This is a genomic window from Streptomyces sp. NPDC050617 (assembly GCF_040654795.1).
Lineage (GTDB): Bacteria > Actinomycetota > Actinomycetes > Streptomycetales > Streptomycetaceae > Streptomyces.
Map to the genome: position 1 here is coordinate 291448 of NZ_JBFAIS010000001.1, position 26445 is coordinate 317892.

22 protein-coding genes are annotated in these 26445 nt (G+C 69.5%); 10 read left to right on the top strand and 12 right to left on the bottom strand.

Annotation, left to right across the window (positions count from 1 at the left end; translation table 11 throughout):
* Nucleotides 1-208 precede the first annotated feature (208 nt).
* From AB0I49_RS01235 to AB0I49_RS01245, 3 genes are all read left to right on the top strand, one after another.
* The gene (locus AB0I49_RS01235; protein WP_363224631.1) at nt 209-1780 is read left to right on the top strand and encodes a trypsin-like serine protease; all 1572 of its coding nucleotides are present in this window, start codon (nt 209-211) and stop codon (nt 1778-1780) included.
* A gap of 206 nt (nt 1781-1986) precedes the next feature.
* The gene (locus AB0I49_RS01240) at nt 1987-2787 is read left to right on the top strand and encodes a response regulator transcription factor (RefSeq protein WP_363224632.1); all 801 of its coding nucleotides are present in this window, start codon (nt 1987-1989) and stop codon (nt 2785-2787) included.
* A gap of 1 nt (nt 2788) precedes the next feature.
* Nucleotides 2789-4018 carry a HAMP domain-containing sensor histidine kinase gene (locus tag AB0I49_RS01245; protein ID WP_363224634.1) on the top strand — a complete coding sequence of 410 codons (1230 nt, stop codon included), beginning with the start codon at nt 2789-2791 and terminating at the stop codon, nt 4016-4018.
* 73 nt (nt 4019-4091) lie between these two features.
* Here AB0I49_RS01245 and AB0I49_RS01250 read toward each other — a convergent pair whose 3' ends face one another.
* Nucleotides 4092-4286 (bottom strand): DUF397 domain-containing protein, encoded by a 195-nt coding sequence (locus tag AB0I49_RS01250; RefSeq protein ID WP_363224635.1) that lies wholly within the window; start codon nt 4284-4286, stop codon nt 4092-4094.
* Nucleotides 4287-4298: 12 nt separating this feature from the next.
* Nucleotides 4299-5153, bottom strand: a complete 855-nt coding sequence (locus AB0I49_RS01255; RefSeq protein WP_363224636.1) for a helix-turn-helix transcriptional regulator — start codon at nt 5151-5153, stop codon at nt 4299-4301.
* A 196-nt stretch (nt 5154-5349) separates the two neighbouring features.
* On the opposite strand from AB0I49_RS01255, the gene AB0I49_RS01260 reads away from it, so the two are divergent.
* Nucleotides 5350-5685 carry a hypothetical protein gene (locus AB0I49_RS01260; RefSeq protein WP_363224637.1) on the top strand — a complete coding sequence of 112 codons (336 nt, stop codon included), beginning with the start codon at nt 5350-5352 and terminating at the stop codon, nt 5683-5685.
* 50 nt (nt 5686-5735) lie between these two features.
* On the opposite strand, the gene AB0I49_RS01265 is transcribed toward AB0I49_RS01260, so the two are convergent.
* The 6 genes from AB0I49_RS01265 to AB0I49_RS01290 all read right to left on the bottom strand — a co-directional run bounded on the left by AB0I49_RS01265 (nt 5736) and on the right by AB0I49_RS01290 (nt 11438).
* Nucleotides 5736-6386, bottom strand: coding sequence for an ABC transporter (locus AB0I49_RS01265; protein WP_363224638.1), 651 nt, complete (start codon nt 6384-6386; stop codon nt 5736-5738).
* On the bottom strand, nt 6383-7975 hold the full coding sequence (locus tag AB0I49_RS01270) for an ABC transporter permease (protein ID WP_363224639.1): 1593 nt from the start codon (nt 7973-7975) through the stop codon (nt 6383-6385). Before AB0I49_RS01270 ends, AB0I49_RS01265 begins: the two co-directional genes overlap by 4 nt.
* A complete protein-coding gene (locus AB0I49_RS01275; RefSeq protein WP_363224640.1) occupies nt 7972-8847 on the bottom strand; it encodes an ABC transporter ATP-binding protein in 876 nt (291 codons plus the stop codon). The genes AB0I49_RS01270 and AB0I49_RS01275 overlap by 4 nt, the downstream gene beginning before the upstream one ends.
* Nucleotides 8844-9698, bottom strand: coding sequence for a zf-HC2 domain-containing protein (locus AB0I49_RS01280; protein WP_363224641.1), 855 nt, complete (start codon nt 9696-9698; stop codon nt 8844-8846). The genes AB0I49_RS01275 and AB0I49_RS01280 overlap by 4 nt, the downstream gene beginning before the upstream one ends.
* Nucleotides 9695-10288, bottom strand: coding sequence for an RNA polymerase sigma factor (locus tag AB0I49_RS01285; RefSeq protein WP_363224642.1), 594 nt, complete (start codon nt 10286-10288; stop codon nt 9695-9697). The genes AB0I49_RS01280 and AB0I49_RS01285 overlap by 4 nt, the downstream gene beginning before the upstream one ends.
* Nucleotides 10289-10652: 364 nt before the next feature.
* Nucleotides 10653-11438: a DUF3592 domain-containing protein gene (locus AB0I49_RS01290; RefSeq protein WP_363224643.1), complete on the bottom strand. Its 786-nt coding sequence runs from the start codon at nt 11436-11438 to the stop codon at nt 10653-10655.
* Between the two features lie 448 nt (nt 11439-11886).
* Here AB0I49_RS01290 and AB0I49_RS01295 point away from each other — a divergent pair, with 448 nt between their 5' ends.
* A complete protein-coding gene (locus tag AB0I49_RS01295; RefSeq protein ID WP_363224644.1) occupies nt 11887-12489 on the top strand; it encodes an XRE family transcriptional regulator in 603 nt (200 codons plus the stop codon).
* Nucleotides 12490-12591: 102 nt separating this feature from the next.
* Here AB0I49_RS01295 and AB0I49_RS01300 read toward each other — a convergent pair whose 3' ends face one another.
* Together AB0I49_RS01300 and AB0I49_RS01305 are read right to left on the bottom strand one after the other, a co-directional pair.
* Complete coding sequence (locus tag AB0I49_RS01300) at nt 12592-13545, bottom strand: VCBS repeat-containing protein (RefSeq protein ID WP_363224645.1); 954 nt, start codon at nt 13543-13545, stop codon at nt 12592-12594.
* A gap of 109 nt (nt 13546-13654) precedes the next feature.
* Nucleotides 13655-14827 (bottom strand): serine protease, encoded by a 1173-nt coding sequence (locus AB0I49_RS01305; protein WP_363224646.1) that lies wholly within the window; start codon nt 14825-14827, stop codon nt 13655-13657.
* Nucleotides 14828-15181: 354 nt separating this feature from the next.
* On the opposite strand from AB0I49_RS01305, the gene AB0I49_RS01310 reads away from it, so the two are divergent.
* Nucleotides 15182-15943, top strand: coding sequence for a hypothetical protein (locus tag AB0I49_RS01310; protein ID WP_363224647.1), 762 nt, complete (start codon nt 15182-15184; stop codon nt 15941-15943).
* 63 nt (nt 15944-16006) lie between these two features.
* Here the strand turns inward: AB0I49_RS01310 and AB0I49_RS01315 are convergent, their stop codons facing one another.
* The gene (locus tag AB0I49_RS01315; protein ID WP_363224648.1) at nt 16007-19870 is read right to left on the bottom strand and encodes a GH92 family glycosyl hydrolase; all 3864 of its coding nucleotides are present in this window, start codon (nt 19868-19870) and stop codon (nt 16007-16009) included.
* A 591-nt stretch (nt 19871-20461) separates the two neighbouring features.
* Here AB0I49_RS01315 and ngcE point away from each other — a divergent pair.
* The 3 genes from ngcE to AB0I49_RS01330 all read left to right on the top strand — a co-directional run bounded on the left by ngcE (nt 20462) and on the right by AB0I49_RS01330 (nt 24018).
* Entirely contained in the window at nt 20462-21895 is a 1434-nt protein-coding gene (gene ngcE, locus AB0I49_RS01320) for an N-acetylglucosamine/diacetylchitobiose ABC transporter substrate-binding protein (protein ID WP_363224649.1), read from the top strand.
* A 151-nt stretch (nt 21896-22046) separates the two neighbouring features.
* Nucleotides 22047-22964 carry a sugar ABC transporter permease gene (locus AB0I49_RS01325; protein WP_363224650.1) on the top strand — a complete coding sequence of 306 codons (918 nt, stop codon included), beginning with the start codon at nt 22047-22049 and terminating at the stop codon, nt 22962-22964.
* A gap of 196 nt (nt 22965-23160) precedes the next feature.
* A complete protein-coding gene (locus AB0I49_RS01330) occupies nt 23161-24018 on the top strand; it encodes a carbohydrate ABC transporter permease (RefSeq protein WP_363224955.1) in 858 nt (285 codons plus the stop codon).
* 59 nt (nt 24019-24077) lie between these two features.
* On the opposite strand, the gene AB0I49_RS01335 is transcribed toward AB0I49_RS01330, so the two are convergent.
* The gene (locus AB0I49_RS01335; RefSeq protein ID WP_363224651.1) at nt 24078-24788 is read right to left on the bottom strand and encodes a hypothetical protein; all 711 of its coding nucleotides are present in this window, start codon (nt 24786-24788) and stop codon (nt 24078-24080) included.
* Between the two features lie 280 nt (nt 24789-25068).
* Between AB0I49_RS01335 and AB0I49_RS01340 the strand changes: the two genes are divergently transcribed.
* Entirely contained in the window at nt 25069-26292 is a 1224-nt protein-coding gene (locus AB0I49_RS01340; protein ID WP_363224652.1) for an ROK family transcriptional regulator, read from the top strand.
* Nucleotides 26293-26445: the final 153 nt, after the last annotated feature.

Consider the following 26445-nt stretch of genomic DNA (forward strand, 5'->3'; position numbering starts at 1 on the left):
TATACGGGCGGATAGACGCTGATATACGGATGTGTACGCGCTGTTACCCGACTGAGCGGTCGCCGCGGACCGTCTGATACACGGGTGAGCTCTTCCGGCGGCCCGCCGGGGCCAGCATCAGTGGCCGGACGGGACGGCCGGGCGCCGTTCCTCCTCCGTACGAGACCGCCGCGGGGATGGCCCGCGGCGGACGAAAGGGGAGACGCTGATGCGCAATCGGATACGTCGGAGGGTGGCCGCCGTCCTGACGGCCGGGGCCGCCGTGACCGCGTCCATGATGGCCGCGACACCGGCGCAGGCCATCATGGGCGGCACCGAGTCGACCCACGCCTACTCCTTCATGGGGTCGTTCCAGCCTGCCTACCCCAAGTCGCCGCGCCCGGACGGGCACGGCTGCGGGGTCGAGGTTCTCGCACCGCAGTGGGTGCTGACCGCGAGCCACTGCGCCGGCAAGAACCCGACCGATACGAGAACGGGGGTCCCGAAGGGCTGGAAGGTCCGGATCGGGTCCCTGGATCCCGCGTCCGGGGGCGAGGTCGCGGAGGTCGATCACTACTACCGGCTGTCGACCTTCCAGGACAAGGGCAGGATCTATGGCAGGGACGTGGCGCTGATGCACCTGCGCACCCCGGTGCGGGCCAAGCCCGTGCGGATCGCCTCGGCCAGGCCGGCGGACCACGCCCCTGTCCGCATCATGGGGTGGGGCATGACCTGCCAGGATGACGACGACCCGGGGTGTTTCCCGAAGCGGCTGCACGAGGCCGACACCGAGGTGCAGCCGCTGACGAAGTGCCCGAATCACGTGCCCGTCGGAGAGATGTGCGTCGGCAGCGCCGACGCCCGCGTCAGGGCGTTGGACTTCGACTCCGGTTCGCCCGCGCTGGTCCGTGAGGGCGGTGAATGGGCGGTGGCCGGTGTGGTCAGCAACGGCACCACGAATGACGACACGCTGTACGCCGACGTCACCAAGTACCGCGACTGGATCAACGGCATCATCAGCGGCGCCCATGTCCCGCCCGACGACAAGATCCCGAACGTGGAAGGCGCGACAGACCTGGGGAACTGCGTGGGCTCGGTGGTGAAGACCCCGGCTTCCCGGCCGCAGGACCCCGCGCTGCTGATGACCAACGGCCACTGCGTGGAGGGGAAGCGGCCCGCGCCCGGAGCCGCGCTGACGGACCAGCCGGCCGACGGCGACGTGCCGATCGCCGACCGCCAGGGCTACCCGAAGACCACCGCCCATATGAAACGGCTGGTGTACGCGACGATGACGGGCACTGATGTCGCGCTCTACCGTCTGGACCAGACCTACGCGCAGTTGAAGGCCGAGGGCGCGAAGGTCTTCCGGCTCACGTCCTCCCCGGCACGCGCGGGCGACTCGCTGACCATGGCCGACACCTACCGCCGCTTCCACTGCACCGCCGAGGCCGTGGTCCCGCACCTGCGGGAGGGCGGCTACCACCAGGACCACTCGATCCGCTACGCCACCGGCAAGGACTGCGCCCCCGAGCGCGGCACCTCCGGTTCGGCGCTGCTGGCCCCCGACGGCACCACGGTGGTGGGCATCCACAACACCCACAACGTCGCCGGCGAGAAGTGCACCGACAACAACCCCTGCGAGGTGGGCTCGGACGGAACGGTGACCTCCGTGAAGGGGCGCGGCTACGGCCAGCAGGTCGACATGATCGCGTCCTGCGTGACGGCGGGGTCGAAGCTGGACTTGTCGCGCAAGGGGTGCACGCTCACTGGCGCCACGTCGCGCACGGGCCACGGGCGCTGAACGGGCGCGGCGCGGTCACGGGCGCTGATGGCGCGAACCCTGCTCACGGGTGCTGATGGGGCACGGCGCGGTCACGGGCGCTGATGGGGCAAACCCCGGCTCAAGGGCGCTGATGGGCAGGCCCCTGCCACGGTGGCTGATTGGGCAAGGCGGACCTTCTCGTCGCATCATGGTCCCCCAGCACCCAGTACGTCCCATGGGGGAATATGTCGGCCCCACTGTCCGGGGAGAGCGCCTCGGCGCCCGTAGCGGTCCTGCTCGTCGAGGACGACGAGGTGATCCGCAGATCGGTGACGCTGGCGCTGGAGCGCTACGGCTACCGCGTCACCTCCGCCGGTGACGGACTGACCGGTCTCGAACTGTTCCGGCAAGGCGGACACGACCTGCTGCTGCTGGACATCATGCTGCCGGAGCTCGACGGCATCGGACTGTGCCGCCGGATCAGGGAGACCAGTACGGCCCCGATCCTGATGATGTCGGCCCGCGGAGACATCCCGGACATCGTGGCCGGCCTGGAATCGGGCGCCGACGACTACGTCGTCAAACCGGTCGACACCGCCGTGCTGGTGGCCCGGATACGGTCCCTGCTGCGCCGCGCCACGTTCGCGCCGGTCGCGGCGGCAGCGGAGCCCGGCGCCGCGACGGCGGCGCCGGGCGGATCCACGGTCCCCCTGCCGGGTGGGCCGTTCCCTCCCGACGGGAGCGATCCATCCGGTGGGCGCCCCCGCCTCGTCTTCGGGGACCTGGCCGTCGATACGGCCGGCCTGGAGGTGTTCCTGGCCGGTGAGCCGGTCGCCCTGGCCCCCACCGAACTCCGGCTGCTGCTGGAATTCGTCGCCCACCCGGGCATCGTCCTGGACCGGCAGGCCCTGCTGCGCAACGTATGGGACTACGGCTGGGACGGCGACAGTCGGGTGGTCGACCTGTGCGTGCAGCGGCTGCGGAAGAAGATCGGCGCCGAGCGCATCGAGACGGTCCGGGGCTTCGGCTACAAGCTGAGGAGCTGACATGGGAGGCCGGCGGTCCCTGCTCAACTGGCGCTCGCTGCGCTGGAGGATCGCCCTCCTGGTCACCGTGGCGTGCTGCGGCATCGCGCTGACGGTCGGGCTGCTGGTGCACCGCAGCACGTACGAGTGGTCCATGAACGACGGCGCGGCCAAGGCGCACAACGCCCTGGACACCGCCCTTGCGGGCCGAGGCAGGGCGCGCCTGGTGGCTCCCGAGGACATGCCGGCGGCTCTGGTGCGGACGGTCCGGGAGAACGGGCACGGCCACCTGTACGACGAGAGCAACGATTACGACCCGAAGATGTGGGCCGGTGAACGGCTGTCTGACGGGCGCCTGGCGGCAGTCACGGTCAGCATGGTCCCCGACCAGCTCAGCCGCCGCGCCCTGGACCGGCACATGTGGAAGTACTCACTGGTCGCGCTGGCCGTCATCGTCCCCCTGTCCGCCCTCGCCGCCGAACTCCCCAACCGGCGACTGCGGCGGGTGGCGCGTACGGCCCGGCGCATCTCCTCCGGCGACCTGGCCGCCAGAACCGGGACGGGCCGCCGGAAAGGCGACGAGATCACCGAGATCTCGGCCACCGTCGACTCGATGGCCGACAGTTTGCAGGACCGGCTGCGCAATGAGCAGCGCTTCACCGCCGACGTCGCCCACGAACTGCGCACCCCGCTGATGGGCCTGGTCACCTCCGCCGAACTGATCCCCGAGGGCGAGGCCACCGATCTCGTCAGAGGCCGGGTACGAGTGCTGCGCACCCTCGTCGAAGACCTGCTGGAGATCTCCCGCCTCGACGCCGGCTCGGCCCACGCCGACCTGCGGTCCGTCGTCCTCCCCGACCTGGTCCGGGACGCGCTCGCCCGCACCGGCCTCGACGCCCGCCTCACGACCGACGCCGCGCCGCCCGTCGTAGTGGAAACAGACCCCCGCCGACTCGACCGCATCCTCGCCAACCTGATCGTCAACGCCCACCAGCACGGCGCCGCCCCGGTCGAGATCACCGTCGAGGACACGACCATCGCCGTCCGCGACCACGGCCCCGGCTTCCCCGACAGCCTCCTCGCCGAAGGACCGCAACGCTTCCGCACCGGAGCAGCCGAACGCGGCCGCGGCCACGGCCTCGGCCTCACCATCGCCTCCGGCCAGGCCAAGGTCATCGGCGCGACCTTGCACTTCTCGAACGCCGGTGACGGCGGGGCCGTCGCCACCCTCCGACTGCCGTCGGTGGGCTGACGCCGGTCGGCTGGCGCCGCCGGGCCGATACGCGACGGGCCGCGCCCCAAGCGGGGGCGCGGCCCGTCGCGCGTCAGCGGGAGGTGTCGTACCGCCCTGCTTTGGCGGCGCGTATGAAGGCGTGGAGGCTGGTGGGGGTGGTGGTGAGGATGACGTCGGGGGTGTCGCTTTCGCGGAGCTTGATGATGTGGGGGGCTGCCGCGGCGACGTAGAGGCAGTTTGATCCTTCCTGGCTGTAGGAGGACTTCTGCCAGACAGGGGCGGGCACTATTGCTTCCCTTCAGAGACTCTGGGCGATGCTGTGGATCAGATCGCGGGACGCCTCTGGTTTGAGTGCGTAGCCTTCGAGGCGGTCCAGCACACTCCGGTATTTCACGAGGTGGGCTTGCGCGTCGAGTAGTTCGTTGCCGTGGTCGGTGTCGAGCTGAACGGTGTCGAGTTGCGGTACTGATCCGCCGAAGTAGTCGATGGGTTGGCCAGAACCGTGGAGTGCGCCGACGCCGAACGGGATCACCACGACCGTGATGTTCTCGCGCTCGCCCATCTCGATGAGGTGCTGAAGCTGTCCCCGAGTTACATCCGGACCACCGAACCCCATATGCAGAGCCGCCTCGTGGACGATCGCCGTCAATGGGGTCGGATTGTCCCCGTCGAGAATGCCCTGCCGCCTGATCCGGAACGAGAGCCGGTGTTCCACGGCGTGGGGCGGAAGTTGCGGGACCGTCGAGTCGAAGAGCACACGCGCGTGGTCCCTGGTCTGGAGCAGTCCGGGCATGTGAACCATGGTCGCGATGCGCACATGTGTGGCGTGGTGTTCGAGTTCGGCCAGGTCGAGGAGCCCGGCAGGGAGGACTTCCCGCTCTTGCTCCCACCAGCCTCGGTACTGCCGTCCAGTCAACTCCGTCAATGCCGCGACGTATTCGTCGTCCGCGCAGTTGTACAGAGCGGCCAGTTCCCGGACTCGGTTCGCACTCACCGCATAGCGGCCCGATTCCATGGTGCTGATCCGCGACTGGTTGGCACCTGCGAGCGCGCCCGCCTGGGTGGCTGACAGGTCGACTCGCTCGCGGAGTCTGCGCAACTCCGCGCCCAAGCGCCGCTGTCGCACGGTCGGTGGACGGTTGGTCGGGGCCATGGCGGTCCCTCTCTGCCTCGGGCGAGATGTGTTGGCGTCACCCTAATGGAGGGTGTTGAGACTCATCGCGGCAAATCTCGATATTCATCTCAAGTTTCACGCTACGGTGTGACCCGAGCCACTTCGGCTGGCGCGGCCGTGCCGTGCGTGCACAACTGCGCCCTGGTCCAAATCCCCCTCCTGACGGGAGACTTCCATGGCCAAAACACCCCCACAGAGGCCCGCGCTCATCCCCGTGACGTTCGACCAGGAACTGTGCGAACTCGCACTATCCGACGCACCCCGCTTCTTCGCCGTAGTCCAGGAGTGGGATACGGACACGGAGGACCCGGACGGGGTGGTCGTCGCCTGGGGGCTGGCCTACGAGGACGGGCGCGTCCACGTGGTCAGCGCTGGAGGCCGCACGCAGTACAGGCTCAACTCGCCCGAGCGGGCGGTCTACTGGTTCGGCCGAGAACCCGGCGTAACGGCACGCATCGTGTGGTTCGCGCCCCCGGCGAACCCGGCATTCGAGCGGGTCGAGGCGGCGTGACGCGGGGCGGGCCGGGGTGCCCCGTGCGGGTGGTGACCCCGGCCCGCCTGCTATGTCGTTGACGGGTCGCGTAACTGGGCCGCGCAGCCGATCACGGTGATGACCAGCAGCAGCGACCACCGCAGGCCGGCATCGGGCCAGTTCGGATCGCTCGGTGTTGGGAACAGCTTCAGGCCCTCGGGGAGGAACAGCGCCGCCACGACGAAGAGCGGCACCGCGGGCGCGGCCAGCAGGCTGCCCGTTCCCGGTGCCGAGTGCCGTACGCCGAAGAGGGCGAGGGCCAGTGTGCCGACGGCGAGCGTCAGGGCTTCCAGCGCGAGACCGCCGAGGGGGAACGACTGCCGTGCCTCGGTCGCCACCCCCAGCCGGGCGAGGTTCGCCGAAGCGCCCCAGAAGAGGCCGAAGGCCGGCAGACCCACGGCTATCCGCAGCCCGCTTCGCAGCCCTCGTGAAACAGGTACCGCTACGGTCGTCCGGGCGGCGGGGTCGTCGAGGAGGCAGGCGAGGCCGACGGCGGTGAGTACGGTCGCGGTCCGCAACAGCACGGCGGCCGTGACCGGTTGGACGGGTGCGGAGAACAGCGCGGGGCAGCTCGTAGTCGCTGTTCCCGCCACGCCCGCGCCGAGCAGCGGAAGGGTGCGGGCGGCCCGCAGGTCGGGGCCGAGGAGAGTGCGCAGCACCGCACCTGTGGAAGCGTTCACAGGCACCGGCCCTCCTCACCTTCGCGTGCGGCCGGCGGGGCGGGGACGCCCAGGAGGGCCGCAGCCTCGTCGGTCGTGGTGTCCGGAGCGGTGAGTCGCGTCCACGACCGTTGCACCTTGGCGCCGATGTCGGCACCGGGCCGCGTCAGGAGGGTCCGTACAAGCTCCTGTTCCCGCACGTTGACGCTGAAGCCGGTGGCGGCGTCGAAGGCGGTGAGCGAGAGCCCGCCGAAGGTGCGGCCGGACAGCGATTCGTATGCCTCCCGGGTCCCGTCGGTCGCCTGGACGGCGAGCCATAGAGTGATCGCGCCGCGAGCACGGCAGATCGCTTGGCCGCGGGCGTCGGCGAGGGACTCGCCGGTCACCGCGCGGTACGCGAAGCTCCCGGCGAAGCCGAGCGTGTGGTCGCCCGCGAGCTCGCTGTGCGTGCCCCAGTCGGTGCCGACGGGCACGGCGCGCGGCGTTCCGGCCGCCCGGTCGTCGGCGGCCCAACGTGTCACCGGTAATGGGGGTACGACGCCGCTGTCGACCGTGCTCAGGAAGACGTGCTGGCGTACGGTATACCGCTGCTCCCGCTCGGATGGCGGCACCCGGTGCAGCACTCCTCCCGTCACCTCCGCCCACTGCCGGTACCGGTCCTCGAACTCGGGGAAGGCGCAGTAGGCGACGGCGTCGCGCTCGACGCACACCTGTTGCGACGACGGGGCGTTGTCGGCGATCGTACGGGCCTGGCGGACGTCGTCCGGCAGGCCGCGCTGCTGCGCGACACCTGTGCCGATCAGCGCGAGAAGGGCGACACCGGCTGTCGCCCTGAACGCGGTGGAGGGGCCGCCCGCGCGGAGCACGGCCGCCGCGGCCACCAGGGTCAGCAGGGCGGCCAGGTAGAGGAGATGCCAGCTCACGGGCCGGTGGGTGAGCGCGGTGGGCAGCGGCGGTACGTTCTCGTCCTCGATGCCGACCAGTCCCCACCAGCGCGCATTCGACTTCGGCTGTAACGCGCCCGCCACGGTCACGATCCCGAGCGCGGCCAGGGTGAGCGGCGCGGCCGCCACGGACCGGACGACGCGGGCCGCGAAGACGCCGATCGCGCCGGTCAGGAGCACCACGAGGGGGCCGGTGGCGAGCTCCGCCATGGAAGGGCCGCCGATCGCCGCGTCCTGAGCGGCCACGTAGCCGATGCGGGCGCCGGCCAGGACCGCCGACAGCGCGGTCACCGGCAGCAGGGCGAGCAACAGGGCCCAGGTGCGACGCCAGGGCGGGAGCACCAGGAGGTCGAACATCGCGTCGGCGCCGTGCCGGTACGAGCGGAGCGCGGCGAGGTTGGCCGCGAGCAGGGTTCCCGCCGCGATCAGCAGGAGCGGCACCTGGGTGTAGCGGTCCTCGTCGTGCAGCACCGGATAGCGGTCGTCGCCGGAGTACGCGCCGTACGCCCACTGCGCGAGATACAGCGCGAACGCGGCGAGTACGGCGGGGTGCCGCAGCAGCCGGACGGCTTCGGCGCGGGTGAGGGCGCGTGTGGCGGCGCCCGCCGTGGCGGAGGGGGCATGGTCTTCGGCGCGCACCGGGGCCTCGGCCGTCGTGCCGCTCACGCCGAGCTCCCCTGTCCGGTCCGCCGCCCGGTGTCGTGGAGGAGCAGCAGATAGCCGTCCTCCAGGGCCGGGTCCACGAGCGAGGCGCCCGGCGGCGGGCTGCCGATGTTGTGGAACGTCCCCTTGCCCGTACGCCATCCGGCGAATGCCCCCGGGTCGCGCTCGGCGCTGCTCCACACCCGGCCCTCGGCGACCGCGCTCAGGCCGACCGGATCACCGTCGAACTTGACGACGCCGTGGTCGAGTACGACGACGCGTCGGCACAGGGCGGCGACGTCCTCGGTCTGATGGGTGGAGAGCAGGACGGTCCGCCCCTCACCGATATCGGCGATCAACTCACGGAAACGCAGCCGCTGTTCGGGGTCGAGTCCCACGGTCGGTTCGTCGAGGATGAGCAGTTCGGGCTCGCCCGCGAGGGCCGCGGCCAGCGCGACGCGCTGCTTCATGCCGCCCGACAGCATCCGTATCCGCTTTCCGCGGTGCGCACTCAGGCCCACGGCGTCGAGCACCCGGCGCACCTCGTCGTGCCGGCGGCCGCGGTGGGTCATCTCCTTGAGGATGGCGACATAGTCCACGAACTCGAAGGCGGTGAAGTTCGGATGGAAGCCGGGGTCCTGTGGAAGGAATCCGAGGCGCCGCCTGATCTCCGTCCGTTGGCCGGGCGCGCGGGGGTCCCTGCCGAGCACTCGGATCTCCCCGGTGTCGGGGACGAGCGCGGTGGCCAGTGCCCGTAACAGGGTTGTTTTTCCTGCCCCGTTGGGCCCGAGCAGGCCGGTGACGCCGGTCCGCAGCGAGAAGGACACGGAGTCGAGCGCCACGGAGCGCCGGAAGCGTACGCCCAACTCCCGCACCTCGACGGTGCGATCGGTCATCGGAGATTCCCCTGTCGGTAGGCGGGCCGGTCGAAGGCGGTACGGGAGAGCAGCACGCACACCGAGGCCACGGCGAGCACCGCGGCCGAGGCGGTCTGCCCCGTGGCGCTGAAGACCGCGTGCGATGCGTGGGTGGCGAGCAGGACGGCGAGCCAGCCGGCCCCGGTCGCGCCGGCCGCCGTCGTGGAGTCCATACGCGCCGCCAGGGCGAGAGTCATGGCGGTGAGCGCGCAGCCGGGCAGCAGCCATCCCAAGGCGGCGAGGCCGAACCCGGGCAGGGCCAGGCCGGCGGCGCCCGTCAGGGTGATGCAGGTGCCGAGGACCGCCGCGGTGCGCAGCAGTACGAGCCGGAAGGCCCGCATGGGCGTCACCAGGCCCATCTCGTGTGCGGGATCCCAGCGTCGGCCGTAGGAGACGGACACTCCGGCCACGGGCAGCAGCGGTGCGAGACCGAGGAAGAGCACCGGGGTCCCGGCCGGCTCGGCGAGGCGCGCGATGAGCGCGGCGAGCAGCAACGTCAGGGCGGCGGCGCCGACCCAGGACGCGCGCAGCGCCGGAGTCGCCGCGAACAGCCGCGCCACGTGCTCCGGCACCCCGAACCGGAGCAACAGCCGCTCTCCTGTGCCGGGTACGGGTGCGTCGATCGCCACGTCGAGGCGCTCCCAGCCCTGGTCCAGGAGGTGCGGGTCGGTGTGGTCCGACAGCCGCGAGCGGCAGAGCGCACAGCCGTCGAGGTGCGACTCGACGGCCCGCAGGGCGTGCGGCGCCGTCTCTCCGCGCGCGTAGCCGCGCAGCAGCGCGTCGGGCGCGTGGTGGTCGGTGCTCTCCTGCGTCGATCTCCGCCGCGTCACCCTCGCCTCCTCTCCGGCCGGGCTGTGAGCGCGGCCCCTTCGAGTTCCTGCTTCAGTAATCTGCGGGCGCGCATGGCGCGCGTCTTCACCGTGCCGGACGGGACTCCGAGGAGGGCCGCGGTCTGCCGTACGGTCAGGCCGTCGACGACCGTCGCCTGTACGACGTGCCGGAGCTCCACGGGCAGCCGGGCCAACGCATCGGCCAGATCGCCGTGCCGGCCGCCGGCGAGCGCCTGCTCCTCGGCCGACGGCTCGTCGGAGGCGCGCAGCCGTTGCAGCGCCTGACGCAGCCGCGAACGGGCGCCACCCGCGCGAACCTGGTCCGCGAGTCGCCGGGAGGCGATGCGCCATAACCAACCCGCCATGTCCGCGACCTGCTGCTGCCGGCCGGCAGCACAGGTGCGCCACAGGCTGAGAAACGTCTCCTGGACGATGTCGTCGATCAGAGAGGCGTCCGCGCAGCGGTGGCGCAACCGAGCGGCCAGCCAAGGAGCGTAGTGACGGTAGAGCAGTCCGAAGGCGTCGCGGTCCCCTTCGGCGACGGCCGCCACGAGGCCCGCCTCGGTATCCGCATCGCGCGGCTCTCCCATCACACCTCTTCGTCGTGGTGACCCGGGCTCCCGGTTCATGCGAACAGAGTGATGCCCGACACATCCGGTCGAGGTGGCGCGCTTGCTTCCCGCCGCGCGGCAGGCGGTCTATTCGGGTCGGCTTTCGGCCAGGAGGGAGGACCGTGGGCGACGAATGCCCTGACTGGATACGTCCCGCGGGGCGGCTCCGCTACTGGCTACCGGTAGGTAGGGAGCGGTTGCCACCCGACAAAAGCGCCTTTTGGGGCGCGGATTCGGGCGGCAAGCGCACTCTGTTGAACAGCAGACCTGGCGCATCGGGCATACCCGGCGCGGCGGTTGACGCGTGGTGTTCCCCCGGCCGTGGGTCTGCTGGGTTCGTTGTTCACCACCCCGTCAGCAGCGCGGAGATGAACAGCCACAACGGAATGAGCATCAAGACGACCGAGAGCACGCCGAAGAATGTCAGCGCGATGCCGCGTATGGCGAGGCGTTTGTCGCGGAGGCTTCTGACGCGAGTCGGTGACAGCGGATCGTAGGTCACGTCCACCGGGCCCCTTTCGCCCTTGTGCTCGCGGCCGACCGGCTGGGTGACGACGAGGTTCCGGCCTTCCAGCGTCCGGAACTCGTAGACGGGGCGCCATTCCCCCCGGCCCTCCGAGATGTGGTGCCAGTCGTAGTCCCGGATACGGCCGGGGACGGTGATGCCTCGTCGTCGCAGAATCAACGCGTCGCGCATCACCTCGGTCCAGCCCGCGTGCAGCATCAGCCAGCCCACAGGGCAGTAGAGCATGATGAAGGCGACCGGGCCTTCGATACCCGCTTCGGCGCCCTTGTCCACGGCCACGGAGAAGAAGGCGAGATACGGCACGATGCCCAGAGCGATCTTTCCGCCCGCGGAAATGGGCGGCAGACGTGGGAGGCGACGCCCGGTCACCTCCCTCACTACCTGGGCCGGTGCCTGGGGCGAGGCCGGCCGGCGTCTCAGGGCGGTACGCAGCTGCTGGACGAAAGCGTCGGCGGCGGTGGTGTTGCGGGTGGTGAGCGTGAGAGCGGCGCTGTCCTCGGCGCCGCCGGCGTCGGGGGACAGTTTCAGCAGGACGCGTCCTCCCGCGTAGTCGACGCGGTCGATCGCCGCCAGCGGCACCGTCCAGGTGATGCGACCGCGCATCACCCGCACCGCGTACCCCTCCAACCGGAAGACGACGCCCCGCCCCCGTAGCACCATTTCCGGTATTCGCTCCATGCCCAAGATCATAAATGCCGGTGAACGGGGAGTTACGCGTCTTCTTCAGGGCAACGCGCACGGCTCGACACGCAGTCGGCATACCGCTCGTCACCGCTCGTTCCGGAACACGGGGTGCCCTCGCGGGCGCCACCTCCCGCATCCGCGTCCAGACCGAGCTGCTGCTCGCTCCGCTGCGCGACACCGCCCTCCTGGGCAGGCGGCCTGTTCGACACCGCGCGCAGCTTCTGGAAGGAGTATCCAGCGCACGGTTCACCGGCCTTCGGGTGCGCCCGAGGTCCGTCGTGGCCGCTTCCCGTCTCCAAGGCGCGTCCGCCCCGGCAGTCGGGCAAACCTCTTTGCGGGAAGTGCAAAGGGCGGGCAGGGTGGGCCTATGAGCGATGACTTCGGTGCGGTGCTGGACGCGGTCGGGCCGCGGTTGCGTGAGTTGCGCCGTCGTCGCGGTGTCACTTTGACCGCCCTGTCGGAGACCACCGGCATCGCCATCAGCACGCTGTCCCGGCTGGAATCCGGGCAGCGCAAACCCGGCCTGGAGCTTCTGCTGCCGCTGGCTCGCGCCTATCAGCTGCCGATCGAGGAGCTGATCGGCGCGCCGGCCGACCTCGATCCGCGGGTGTATCCGCAGCCGTTCACCCACAACGGCATGACCGTCGTCCCGCTGAACCGCACCCCCGGCGGGTTGCAGGCGTTCAAACACATCCTGCCCGCCGGCCTGGCCGACGGCCGTGCGGCGGAGCCCCGTTCACACGAGGGCTACCACTGGCTGTACGTCCTGCGCGGCCGTCTGCGCGTCGTACTCGGCGACAAGGACTTCGTCCTCGGCGAGGGCGAAGTCGCCGAATTCGACACCCATCTCCCGCATTGGTTCGGCAATGCCGACGAGCACTCCGTGGAATTCCTCAGTATTTTCGGCCCGCAGGGTGAACGCGTCCACATCAAAGCCAGCTACCGCCCCGACGGGGCCCCGCCCCGGTGAATGACCTCTCCGGGGGGTCTCCGCGGCGCCGGTGTCCGCGTACGGGCGCACGCGGACACCGGCCCGTACGCGGACACCCGCCCGTACGCGGTCACCCGCCCGTCAGAACAGCAGCTTGAACTGGTTCCAGCCGGAGTTGCCGATCTTGACTCGGGACTGGAACGGCGCCGACGCCTTGCCCGTGCCCTTGTAGAGCCACAGGGCGCCGGACTTGTCACGGGCGATCAGGTCGCTGCGGCCGTCGAGGTCCACGTCGCCGGTGGAGAACAGGGCGTTGAACTGGTTCCAGCCGGGGCCGACCTTCGTGCGCGCGGCGAACGGCTTGTTGTAGTCGCCGGTGCCCTTGTAGAGCCACAGGACGCCGTCGCGGTCACGGGCGACGATGTCGGTCTTGCCGTCGCCCGTCAGGTCGCCCTGGCCCGCGATCGCGGTGTACTGGCCCCAGCCGGGGCCGACCCGGTGCGCGACGCCCGTGAAGGAGCCGTCGGGGTAGGCGAGGAAGAGCCACAGCACGCCGTCCTTGTCGCGCGCGAGGACGTCCGACTCCTTCGCGCCGCCGAGGTCGCCGGGCGAGAACACCAGGTCGTACTTGTCCCAGCCGCCCGAGATATCGCGCGCGTTCCCCGCGGTCGAGAAGATCAGCGAGCCGCTGTTCGTACGGGCGTACAGGGCGTCCGCGAAATCGTCCTTGTCGTTGTCGACCGTGGACGCCGCGTTGAACTCCCCCCAGCCGTCGGTGACGTAGTCGCGGGTCTCCAGGCCGCCGCGTCCGTCCGGCCAGTAGAAGTACAGCTCGCCCGAGTCGTTGACCGCGGAGACCGGGAAGATCGGAGCGCTGCCGGGAGCCCCCTTGAGCGACTTGAGGGCCCCGTGCGAGGCGGGTCTGTGCTTCGCGGCCTTGCGCACCGTGTCCTCAAGCGGCGTCGGGGCCGCGTCCTTGGCCATCGCGGTGCCGGCGGTGGTGCCGACGAGGACGGCGGCCAGGGCCCCGGCGGCGATGCGACCCAGCGTACGCCCGCGCGTACGCCCGTATGCACGTCCGTAAGAAGTAGGCATCCATGTCTCCAGAAGTCGTGAGATGAAGCGCGACACGCCCCCATGTGATGAGACGTGTCACGATAACTCCTGGATCTTTGCACAACTCCTTTACATGTCAATCGATTTGTCAGGACTCGGCGGGACGCACCGACTGCTGGAGGCGCACCTCGCCCGCCGGGGACTTCAGCGTCGCGATGCACAGCAGCCGCTTGCCCGCGAGGTCCTTGGACACGGTGAGGCCCGAAGAAGTGGCCCCGTCGATGGGGACGTTGTACTTGAAGCCGTCGTCGTCGGACTTCTCCTCGTACCAGACGTAGTGCACGGCGGCGGACTTCGGGGTGAGCGCGTCGACCGCGGCGTTCAGCCGCTTGCCGGCGGCCGGGGTCCCGTGGACGCGCAGCGTGCCGGTCGGGGCGAGTTCGGGGTTCGGGCGCAGGGCCTGCCGCCGCCAGGGGCCGGGGTTCATGAACTGGCCCTGGTGCACGCTGCCGTCGCAGCCGTCGCCGCTCTGCGCGCTGAGGACGCCGGCGACCTCGCGGCCGGCCGGAGTGGACACCATGAGGGGGCCGCCGGAGTCGCCCGGGCAGACGCTCGGGGCCTTCGCGTGGCTGTCGGCCGGGACGCCGGTGGTGCAGAAGTCGGCCTTGTCCACGGAGTTCTGCGGGATGTCCTGGGCGCACCGCTGCGGCGGGAGCAGCTTCATCGTGCCCTGCCGCAGCCGGTCGGTCAGGCCGCCTTTCTTCGGGTCGGTGTGCTCCGTGGCGCCGTGGCCGTAGAGCGTCCCGGCGCTTCCGCCCGCCACCTTGGCGGCGACCTCGTCGGCGGTCGCGATCCGCGCGGGGCGCACATCCTTCACGGGGTGGTCGAGTACGACCACGGCCATGTCATGGGCCGCGAACATGCCGTCATCGGTGGTGATCTTCTGCCAGCCCGGGTGCTGGAACCAGCCCCGCGCGTGGTGCGCTTCCCCATGGGGCTTGGAGAGTTGATCGGCGCCGAGGTAGACGTCGAAGTCCGCGGGGGACTTGTCCATCACGCAGTGCCCGGCGGTCAGCACCCGGTCCGGGGCGATGAGCGTCCCCCCGCAGTAGCCGCGCTCGGTGAGCGGTGTGTCGTGGGGGAACGCCAGTGTCGCCATCCAGGGAGCCGCGCCGGCGGGGGCGTCCGTACCGTGCGAAATGGCCGCTGCCGACGGGGCGGTGGAGACGACGCCGGCCAGGAGCGCCGCCGACGCCGAGGCCAGTACGGCTGCTCGGCGTGCGTGGCGGCCGGTGCTGCGGCGGGGGCCAGAGAATGCCATCAGAGGGGTTCTCCTGTGGTGTTGCGGATGTACAGCGTTGCCTACGGCGAAAAAGCTAGTGGCGGCGCCGTATCGCGGCATCCGACCGCCGGGCTACATCCGCGTCAGACTCCAGGATTACGTTCCACCCGAGCGCCAACCCGTCGACTGACGCGGCGCGCGGCGGGGTCGGAGCCGCCCTCAAGCGGACATATCCCTGGATGTCCCCGGCATTTGGCGGCGACCGGCCGGAGAACACGGGAACCTGCCGCCCGCAACTCCCGTCGTTATCTACAGGTACGACAAAGTCGCACCGTGCCGGCGGGCCGGTCCTCATCCGGTCTCCCGGCGCTCTTGCGAACTCCGGAGACGAACGTGCGGGAAGTCATCCGCTACATCGAAGAACAGCGCAAGCGGTACGAGGACCACGATTTCTTCATCAAGCTCCTGGCCGATGAAACGCTTCCGGGGGATAGGCGACTGGCCTGGGCCCCGAGCGTCATACCGTTCATCATGGGCTATTCCGACCTGAACAAATATGTCTTCCGCAAGACCGTCGAGGACGGCGAACTCGACCCGTTGCAGGTCCTGCTCAATGACCACACCTACGAAGAGGACTTCCACTGGCAGTGGATGCTCACCGACCTCGCCAAGCTGGGGGCGGACGGCCCCATGCCGCTGTCCGACGCGTCGCGGGTGCTGTGGGGAGCGGACTTCCAGCACTCCCGGCGGCTCTGCCTCGGACTGGCCGAGATGGCCGCCAACGCTCCGACCTATGCCGTGTTCGCGATGGTCGAATCCATCGAAGCCGTTTCGGTGACGATATTCGAGCACTGCCAGGGAATCACCTTGCGGAACGGTCAGGAATGCGAGTTCTTCGGCACGCGCCACTACCTCGCCGAGGCGTCCCACAGCATCAAGTCCCCGGAAGTCGAGGCGACCGAACTCCCACTCCTCGACACCTCGCAGCGCGAGCAGGCGAAACTGGTAGTGGATCGCACCTTCTCGCTCTTCGACGACTGGTCGACGGCCCTGCTGCAATTCGCCCTGAAGAATGAGAAGAATGAGACGTATCAGCTTGCCTACGAGCGGATGATCCAGGACAGCAAGGATCTGTACCCGAACCCGGAGCCGTAAAAGGAAGGGGCGTTGCGGCGGGCACGAATTCGTGCCCGCCGCAACGCCCGCCGGCTGTTTCGGCTACTTCAGCAGCTCGATCTGGGCGAGCGTCGTCTTCGCCGTCGGTACGAGCCGGTAATGCGTGTACGAGCCGGGGGACCGGACCGTGAACGTGCGGGTCTGCCGGTCCCACGGGAACGACTCATGCGCCCGCCGGTCCAACTGCCGCCATCGCTTTCCGTCGTTGGAGCCCTGGAGCACCCAGCCGGACGGCGCCGCGTCGTGCGCAGCGGAGGTCAGCGTGTACTGCACCGCCCGCGTCGCGCGCCCCGGCTTCACCTCGGCCGCCGTGAACGCGGCGTCCGTGGCGGAGGTGTTGTCGACCAGGCGCGAGCCGTCGCCGCCGCCGGTGAGCACGACCTCCGTCTTCGGGGTGGTCGCGTCCTCCATCGGCGTCGGCGGCTTGTCGCCCTTGGTGATGGACGTGGGCCCGGCGTTCTTTCCGCTGCCCCAGGACGACGGCTTGTCGCCCATCGCGAACTCCAGCGTCCCGCCGCGCGCGAGCAGCGAGTGGGGGAGCGCGGTGGAGTTCCAGCGCTTGCCGTCGACCTTCAGCCCCTGGACGTACACATTCCGGGCGCTGTTGCGCGGGGCCTTCACGACGAGGTCGCGGCCGTTCTCCAGGTGGACGGTGGCCTTGGTGAAGAGCGGGGACCCCACCGCGTACTCGGGGCTGCCCATCACCAGCGGATAGAAGCCGAGGGCGCTGAAGACGTACCAGGCCGACATCTCGCCGTTGTCCTCGTCGCCCGGATAGCCCTGGCCGATCTCGCTGCCGAGGTAGAGCCGGGAGGTCGCCTCGCGCACCTTGGCCTGCGTCTTCCACGGCTGGCCGGCCGCGTCGTACATGTAGGCGATGTGGTGCGAGGGCTGGTTGCTGTGCCCGTACATGCCCATGCGGACGTCACGGGCCTCGGTCATCTCGTGGATGATGCCGTTGTAGGAGCCCGCGAAGTCCGGGGAGGCGGTCTCCGGCGTCGAGAAGAACGTGTCGAGCTTCTTCGCCAGCCCGTCCCGGCCGCCGTAGAGGTTCGCCAGGCCCTTGGTGTCCTGCGGCGCGGTGAAGGCGAAGTTCCAGCCGTTGGTCTCGGTGTAGTCGTGACCCCAGACGCGCGGGTCGTACGCGTCGGGGGAGAGCCGCCGGCCGCCGTCCGCGTCCCTGCCCTGGAAGAAACCGATCTTCGGGTCGAAGAGCTTGACGTAGTTCTGCGCGCGGCTGAGGAAGTACGCCGACTCTTCCTTGTAGCGGGCCTTGTGGGTCTTGGCGTAGAGCGCCTGGCCCATCTTCGCGATCCCGAAGTCGTTGAGGTAGCCCTCCAGCGCCCAGGACATGCCCTCGCCGGTCTTGGTGCTCGTATAACCGAGGAAGACGGAGGTGTCCATGCCCTTGCGGCCGACTCCCCGGTTCGGCGGCGCGACCGTCGCGTTCTTGAGCGCGGCCTCGTACGCCGCCTCCGCGTCGAAGCGCACGCCCTTCTGGTAGGCGTCGGCGAAGGCCACGTCCGAACTGGTGCCGGTCATCAGATCGGCGTAGCCGGGCGAGGACCAGCGGGAGATCCAGCCGCCGTCCTTGTACTGCTGTACGAAGCCGTCGACCATGTTCCCCGCGCGCTTCGGGGTCAGCAGGGAGTACGCGGGCCAGGTGGTGCGGTAGGTGTCCCAGAAGCCGTTGTTGACGTACACCTGGCCGTTCACGATCTTGGCGCCGGTGTGCGTCGGGGTGTTCTCGCCCGTCGGCTTCGAGAAGGCGCTGGCGTACTGGTACCGGGGCCGGTGAGCCGAACCGGTGTTCTCCGAGGCGGAGTTGGGATAGAGGTACAGCCGGTAGAGGTTGGAGTAGAGCGTCGTGAGCTGGTCGCGGGAGGCGCCCTCGACCTCGATGCGGCCGAGGATGGAGTCCCATGCGGCGCGGGCCTTTCCGGTGACCGAGGCGAAGGAGGCCGAGGCCGGGATCTCCTGCTGGAGGTTGGCCTTTGCCTGGTCCACGCCGATCAGCGAGGTGGCGATGCGCAGCGTGACGGTGCGGTCCTTGCCGGGCTTGAAACGCATATAGCCGGTGACGTCGTCGCCCCCGCCGCCCTTCAGCTTTCCGCTGCCGGTCACCGGCGCGTCGAAGACGCCGTACACGAAGAGCCGACCGGCGCCCGTGGACAGGCCGCTCTTGACGTCCGAGTAGCCGGTGATCACGCCGTGCTCGGGGTCGAGGGAGAGCCCGCCCTCGTTCTTGACGTTGTCGAGGATGACGCTCGCGTCGTCGCCGGGGAAGGTGAAGCGCATCATCGCGGCGTGGTCGCTGGGCGCGATCTCGGCCTTGAGCCCGTTGTCGAAGGTGACGCCGTAGTAGTGCGGATTCGCCGTCTCGCGCTCGTGGTGGAAGGGGAGCGCGCGGGCGGTCCGCTTCGCGTCCGGGACGCCGGCCGCCGCGGACGGCATGACCTGGAACGTCTGCCGGTCGCCCATCCAGGGGCTCGGCTCATGGCTCGCGCTGAACGCCTGGATCGTGGGGAGGTTGTCGGCGTTGTTCGCGGCCGCGTACTGGTAGAGCCAGTCGGTGGAGCCCGCGTTGGTCACCGGCGTCCAGAAGTTGAAGCCATTGGGAACGGCGGTCGCCGGGAAGTTGTTGCCGCGCGAGAAGCTGCCGCTCGAATTCGTGCCGCGGGTCGTCAGCGCGTAGTCCGCGAGATGCGCGGGCCGCTTCTCCGGCGGCGCGGGCGCGATCGAGATGTCGTCCACCCAGCCGCGGAACTTCGCCGGGCCGCTGGGGGAGTCGTACGCGAGCAGCACGCGGGCGACCGTCTTGCCCGCCGCCACCGCGCCGATCCGCGACTCCTTGTTGTTCCACTGGTTCGCGTACAGCGTCTTGGAGGCCGCCTGGCCCTGCGGGGTCAGCCGGGCGCCGTGCTGGTCGACGGCGTTCAGATCGCTGAGATACGTGCCGTCGGTGAAGGCGAGGTCCAACGCCACATGCGTCGCCGGGTAGTTGGCGTCGTACTCCGGCATCGACGGGAAGATCTTGTACGACAGCTCCGTCCGCGGTGTGACCTTGGTGTGCACGGCGAAGACCTTGTTGTACGAGTACGCGCGCCCCGTCGCCTTGTGCGTGCCCGCGTAGCGCAGCGCGTGCGTGCCGCTGAAGCCGACATTGGCCTTGGCGGTGGGGGAGCCGGTGGGGCCCCGGTCCACGTACGTGCGCATGTCCTGGGGCGGCGGCGGGGCGTCGTCGCCGTTCGAGATCTGGAACTCGGCGAGCTGGGTGATGTCGTCGCCGCCGTTGCGCGTGATATCGAGCCGGTAGTGCCGGTAGGCGGTGGAATTCGTGAACCCGAACTCGCGGGTCTGCTGCCGCTTTTCGAAGGTCTCGTCCTTGCGGGCGTCCAGCGCGGTCCAGTTCCTGCCGTCGTCGGAGCCCTTGAGCGTCCAGTCCCTCGGGTCCCGGCCGGCCGCGTCATTCGCGGACGTGAGCGCGTACCGTACGACCTTGACCGGCTCGGACAGGTCGAATTCCAACCAGGAGGTCTTCTCGAAGGTGAGCCATTTGCTGGTGGTCTCGCCGTCCAGCAGATTCTCCTTGACCTCACCGGACGCGCTGTTCTCGCCGCTGGCGCGTACGGCGGTGACCTTCTCGGTCACGCTGCCGGGTATGCCGGAGGAGTAGCCGCCGTCCACCCCGGACGCCTTCTTCTTTCCGTCCGGACCGGTCTCGACGGTATTGCGCCAGTCGGGCTGCGGGTCCTTCGTCTCGAATGAGGAGTGGAACTCGGCGCCGCTTTTCTGCGGTTGGCCGGGAAACGCCACCGCTACGCCCTGTGCCGTCGCCACGAGCGCGGCCGCCGCCAGCAGGGCGGCCGGTCTGCTGACCGCCCGCCATCGTCGTCTCTGTCGCATCTTGTGCCTCTCAACGCATGTGACAACGTTGTCAATTGAGTTGCGCAGAGATAAGTAGGACGCGAGGGGCCAAAGGTGTCAAGGGGGCGCGGCGGGAAGGGGCCGTTGGGGGGATAGGCGGGGCGAGGGGCGCGGGCCCCGATTCCGGCCCGGCGTGGCCCTCCGGGCGGGGAAATTGTCGCGGTCACGACAGCGGGATGGTAAGCGCGGGGGGTGTTCTCGCGGGGCGGATACCGGTCCGGGGCGGCAAACGGAGTAGGGGCCGCCGAAGGCGCGGACCGCGCACTATGTCATCGAGGTCTCAACTCGGGAAAGACTGCTGACGAAAGCTGTATTCGATCTTGCTCATTCGATGGGCAGTGGACTATACCTGTCGGCGTCCGGACAGGTCGTACGTCACCGCCCCGGATCCGGGGGGACCCAGGTAAGGGTCACGGAACATCGAACCTGGTGTGAACAACGCCGGCCCCCGGGCATACCCAGCACAACCCTGCTTCGACTGACCCGCGGTGTCGGGCCCTTCGCCGAAGGCGAGTTCCAAGGGGAGACCGGCTTACCGCCTGAGTCCTGTTGGAAAGCGAGGACTTGAGCATGGGATCCACCTCAGAATTCAGCCGTCGAGACCTGATCAAGCGAGCAGCGGCCATCGGCCTGATCTCCGTCCCCTCCATCGGCGTCCTCAGCGCCTGCGCGAGCGGCGACAGCGGGGACGACGGAAACAAGGCCGACAAGGGCAAGAAGACCGCGAAGAACCCCCTCGCCGTCAATGACTCCGCGCCCCTGGACGTCGTCATCTTCGACGGCGGACTCGGCGACCAGTACGCGAAGGACGCCGAGGCGCTGTACAAGCGGGCGTTCCCCAAGGCGTCGATCAAGCACACCCCGACGCAGAAGATCCAGACCACGCTCCAGCCCCGGTTCAACGGCGGCACCCCGCCCGACCTGATCGACAACTCCGGCGCCGAGCAGATGGACATGGGCACCCTCGTCGGCAAGCGGCAGCTGGCCGACTTCAACGCGCTGCTCGACGCGCCCTCCATCGACGACCCGGGCAAGACGGTGCGCGACACGCTGCGCCCCGGCGTCGCCGAGATGGGCAAGTTCGACGGCGACGAGACCTGGGTCCTCTACTACGCCTACACCGTGTACGGCGTCTGGTACTCGAAGACCAATCTCGACAAGCTCGACGCCGCGTACCCGGAGACCTGGGACGACATGCTCGCCCTGTGCGCGAAGGCGAAGAAGAAGGGCATCGCCGGCTGGACGTACCCGGGCAAGTACCCGTACTACCTGCCGTTCAGCCTCTACCCCTTCATCGCCAAGATCGGCGGCGTCGAGGTCCTGGACAACATCGACAACCTGGAGCCGAACGCCTGGAAGCACCCGGCCGTGAAGGCCGCGTTCGAGGCGTACTACGAGCTGTTCAAGAGGGGCTACATCCTCCAGGGCACGCCCGGACTGACCCACATCGAATCGCAGACGGCGTGGAACGAGGGGAAGGCGCTGTTCATTCCGAACGGCTCCTGGGTGGAGAACGAGTCGAAGAAGACCACGCCCAAGAACTTCGAGATGACGGTGAGCGCGCCCTCGGGGCTGGACAGCAGCGACAAGCTGCCGTTCGGCACGCTGTGGGCGTCGGGCAGCGAGCCGTACATCGTGCCGAAGGCCGCGAAGAACGCGCAGGGCGGCATGGAGCTGATGCGGATCATGCTCGGCAAGCAGGCCTCCCAGAACTTCATCAAGCAGGTCTCCTCGCTCACCTCCCTCAACGGCGGCACCGAGGGCCTGTCCCTGCCGCCGGGGCTGAGGTCCGCGCAGGCCGCGGCCGCCAAGGCCGGCAAGAACATCGTCAACCCCCGGCTCCAGGACTGGTACGTGGCGCTCCAGAAGGAGAAGATCGGCGTTTCCGCGCTGGGCGAGATGATGGCGGGCCGGATGACCCCGGACGAGACGATCAAGAAGATCCAGAAGTTCACCGACGACACCCGCAAGGACGACTCCGTAAAGAAGTACAAGCACCGGTGAGGTGGGCGGCGTGCGCCGCGGCGCGTGCTTCCGGGCGCGCTCCGGCGTGTGCCGCCGAGGTGAACTGCGCGCGCTCGCCGGGCATTACACCCTTCACGTCACCTGCGACACCTACGGCGGCGCCCGCACGTAAAGATCGGGGTCGGTTGACATGCAACACGGTAAGTACCGTTTCATCGTGGGGTTCCTGCTCGTGCCCCTGGTGCTGTACGGGGTCTTCGTCATATCGCCGTTCGTCCAGGCCATCTACTACTCGTTCACGGACTGGACCGGCCTGAGCTCCGACTTCAAGATGGTCGGGTTCGACAACTACCAACGCATGTTCAAGGACGACGTGTTCTGGACATCCGTCGGCCACAACGTCCTGCTGCTGTTGCTGCTGCCGCTGGTGACCATCGGGCTCGGCCTGTTCTTCGCCTTCATGCTCAATGTCGGCGGCCGCCGCCGGAAGAACGCGGCGGTCGCCGGTGTACGCGGTTCGAGCGTCTACAAAATCATCTACTTCTTTCCGCAGGTGCTTTCGATCGCGATCGTCGCCCTGCTCTTCCAATTCGCCTACAACCCCAACAGCGGCGCCATCAACTCCCTGCTGAAAGCGGTCGGTCTGGACTCCGTGCAGCCCGAATGGCTGGGCGATCCGCAGCTCGCGCTGTGGTGCGTGATGGCGGTGATGGTGTGGAGCAACGTCGGCTTCTATGTGGTGCTGTTCTCCGCCGGAATGAGCTCCATCCCGAAGGACTACTACGAGGCCGCGCTCCTGGACGGCGCCAACCGCATCCAGAGCTTCTTCAAGATCACGCTGCCGCTGCTGTGGGACACCGTGCAGACCGGCTGGGTCTATATGGGGATCATGGCGCTGGACGGCTTCGCGGTCGTACAGATCATGACGGTGGGGCCGGGCGGCCCGGACTACTCCACCGAGCTGCTGTCCTTCTTCCTCTACACGAAGGCGTTCCGCGACGGGCAGGCCGGTTACGCGACCACGTTGGGGGTCGCGCTGCTCATCGTCACGCTGATCTTCGCGGGCATCGTCATGAAGCTGGGCCGGCGCGAACGGCTGGAGTACTGATGGGCGCGGCGACCGGAGTGCGGGTACCTGTCGAGACCACGGCAGCCGCCGAAGTGGGGGGAGCACAGTGAGCGCGCAAGCAGAGCCCGCGGGCCGCCCGAACGCGACGAAGGCGAGCGGCGGGGAAGGGCCGGGCGCCGGGACCGGCGGCGGCTCCGGCGACGGGGCGCCGCCGCAGGGCGGCGGCGCGGCCAAGGTGGACTCGCCGCGCGGGCGCCTCGGCAGCGAGGGCAGGATCCTCAACGTCTTCTCGCACGCGACGCTGGTCATCTGGGGGCTGATGGTCACCCTGCCGCTGCTGTGGGCGGTGATGAGCTCCCTCAAGGACGACAAGTCGATCTTCACCTCGCCGTGGTCGTTCCCGACGAGCCTGCACTTCGACAACTGGTCCCGCGCCTGGGACCAGGCCCACATGAGCCAGTACTTCCTCAACTCGATCATCGTGGTGGCCGGTTCGCTCACCGGCACCATGCTGCTGGGCTCCATGGCCGCCTACGTACTGGCGCGGTTCGAGTTCCCCGGCAACCGCTTCGTCTACTTCCTGTTCGTGGGCGGGATGAGCTTCCCGATCATCCTGGCGCTGGTGCCGCTGTTCTTCGTCATGAAGAACATGGGGCTGCTGGACACCTATCCGGGGCTGATCCTGGTCTACATCGCCTACTCGCTGCCGTTCACGATCTTCTTCATGAGCGGCTTCTTCCGTACGCTCCCGAGTTCGGTCGCCGAGGCGGCGATCATCGACGGGGCGTCCCACACCCGGACGTTCTTCCAGGTCATGCTGCCGATGGCCAAGCCGGGGCTGATCAGCGTCGGCATCTTCAACTTCCTCGGGCAGTGGAACCAGTACCTGCTGCCGGCCGTGCTCAACGTCGGCGACGAGGACAAGAAGCTGCTGCCCCAGGGGCTGGTGGCGCTGGCCGTCAGCCAGGGCTACAAGGGCGACTGGTCGGGGCTCTTCGCCGGGCTGGTGATAGCGATGCTGCCGGTGCTCGCGGCGTACATCATCTTCCAGCGGCAGGTGCAGAGCGGCCTGACGGCGGGGGCGATCAAGTAGCGGGCGGGGAGCCGGGCCCGTACGCGCGCACGCCTGTACGGGCCCGGCCCCTGTGCCGCTCAGCGCAGCGTCCAGATCCAGCCCAGCGGGGTGAGGCCCAGGGTGCGGGCCACCGACTGGGAGGCGTGGTTCGTGGCGCCGGTGCTGTAGAAGAGCACCTGCTTGTTCCGGCGCTCGCGCTCCGACCAGGCGGCGACGACGGCCGGGGCGAGCCGCCGGCCGCGGAAGTCCGCGCGGGTCCAGATGCCCGCCTCGGCCGCTGCGGCGTTCGTGGCCGGGGAGAAGCAGATCGACACGGGCGAGCGGTCGTGCACGGCCATCGCCCACTCGCCGAGCTGCCCGGAGATCAGCTCGCCCCACTCGCCCGGCTCCCAGTTTCCGGGGCGCGTCAGCGCCTCCGCGGCGCGCATGCCGTCCTGGTCGGAGGCGATGAGGGGCAGCGAGGACGGGGGCGGGGCGGGGAGCGCGGCCGGGAAGACATAGCTGGGGCCGCCCGAGATCTCGCCGGCCGCCGGGCCGAGCGAGTCGGCCAGCCGCTCCAGCGCGCGCGGCACGGCTCCGGGGGCGTACGCCTGCGCCTCCCCGTCCAGCCCGTGGCCGGGCTCCTCCATGCCCGGCCGCAGCGCGAATATCCGGGCCCGCGGCGACCACGACCACACGGCGCGCACCTTCGGATCCCGCACGCCGGGCCGTCTCCGGCCGGGCTCCTCGGTGAGCCCGTAGATCGCGTCGGCCTCCAGCCTCAGCAGTTGTTCGTCGTCCCAATTCATTACGCAAGGCTAGGCCGTTGGCGTGCTGGAATCGCGCCCGGCCGCCGCCCCGGAGAGGAGCGACGAGGGGTGTGCCAGGCCCCGCGTCGAAGGTATGTGCGAACATGGGAAGATTCGCTGGGGGCCGGCCGGTGGATGCCGCCGTTCAAGGTCTTGACGGGATACAACCGAGCCAGCTCAGCTTAGAGTTCACATGTTGTAGACAGGGCCGGGCTCCATGGACGTGGTCCGGCCGACGGGGCGGCCGTCGTGCCGTCTCTCGAGGCGGGAGTGGATGGGCGTGGAGACTCCGGGATCGCAGTCGTCGCTGCACCGGGCCAACCTTGAGCGGGTCGTGCGCGCGGTGCGGATGGCCGGGTCGCTCACCCAGGCGGAGATCGCCAGGACCACCGGGCTGTCCGCCGCCACGGTCTCCAACATCGTGCGGGAGTTGAAGGAAGGCGGCACGGTCGAGGTCACGCCGACCTCCTCCGGAGGGCGCCGGGCGCGCAGCGTCTCGCTCTCCGGGGACGCCGGCATCGTCGTCGGAGTCGATTTCGGGCATACGCACCTGCGGGTCGCGATCGGCAACCTCGCCCACACGGTGGTGGACGAGGAGATGGAGCCGCTGGACGTGGACGCGTCGGCGGAGCAGGGCATGGACCGGGCCCAGACGCTGGTCAGCAGGTTGATCGAGAGGAATGACATCAGCCGGCACAAGATCGTCGGGGTGGGGCTCGGCGTGCCCGGCCCCATCGACGTCGAGTCCGGGGTGCTGGGCTCGACCTCGATCCTGCCGGGGTGGGTCGGCACCAACCCGCGCGACGACCTCGGCGCCCGGCTCGGGGTGCCGGTGTACGTCGACAACGACGCCAACCTCGGCGCCCTCGGCGAGCTGGTCTGGGGGAGCGGGCACGGCGCGGCCGACCTCGCGTACATCAAGGTGGCCAGCGGCGTCGGGGCCGGGCTGGTGATCAGCGGGCAGATCTACCGCGGGCCCGGCGGCACCGCCGGGGAGATCGGCCACATCACCCTCGACGAAGCCGGGCCGGTGTGCCGGTGCGGCAACCGCGGCTGCCTGGAGACGTTCGCCGCCGCCCGCTACGTGCTGCCGCTGCTGCACTCCAGTCACGGCCCCGACCTCACCATGGAGCGGGTGGTGCAGCTGGCCCGCGAGGGCGACCCCGGCTGCCGGCGCGTCATCGCGGACGTGGGCCGGCACATCGGCAGCGGCGTGGCGAACCTCTGCAATCTGCTCAACCCGAGCCGCGTCGTGCTCGGCGGCGATCTCGCGGACGCCGGTGAGCTGGTGCTCGCCCCCATCCGCGACTCCGTCTCGCGCTACGCGATCCCCAGCGCGGCCCGGCAGTTGGAGGTCGTGCCCGGCGCGCTGGGCGGCCGCGCCGAGGTGCTCGGCGCGCTGGCGCTCGTACTCAGCGAGATGGGCGACTCGACCCTGCTGGACCGCACCCAGCCGGCCGCGCGGACTGCCGCACAGCCGACCGACGCCGCCGCCCTCGCCTGACCGCTGCCGCTCACGCCTCTTGAGTTCACGCAGATAACGAATGGCATCGTTGCCATCTCGTTAAGGATTTACTTATTGACGCCCCCCCTGGCAGCCGAGTTGACTTCCAGCCACCTCGGCCGCAACGACGCGGCCTCGTCAGGGAGGTATCTC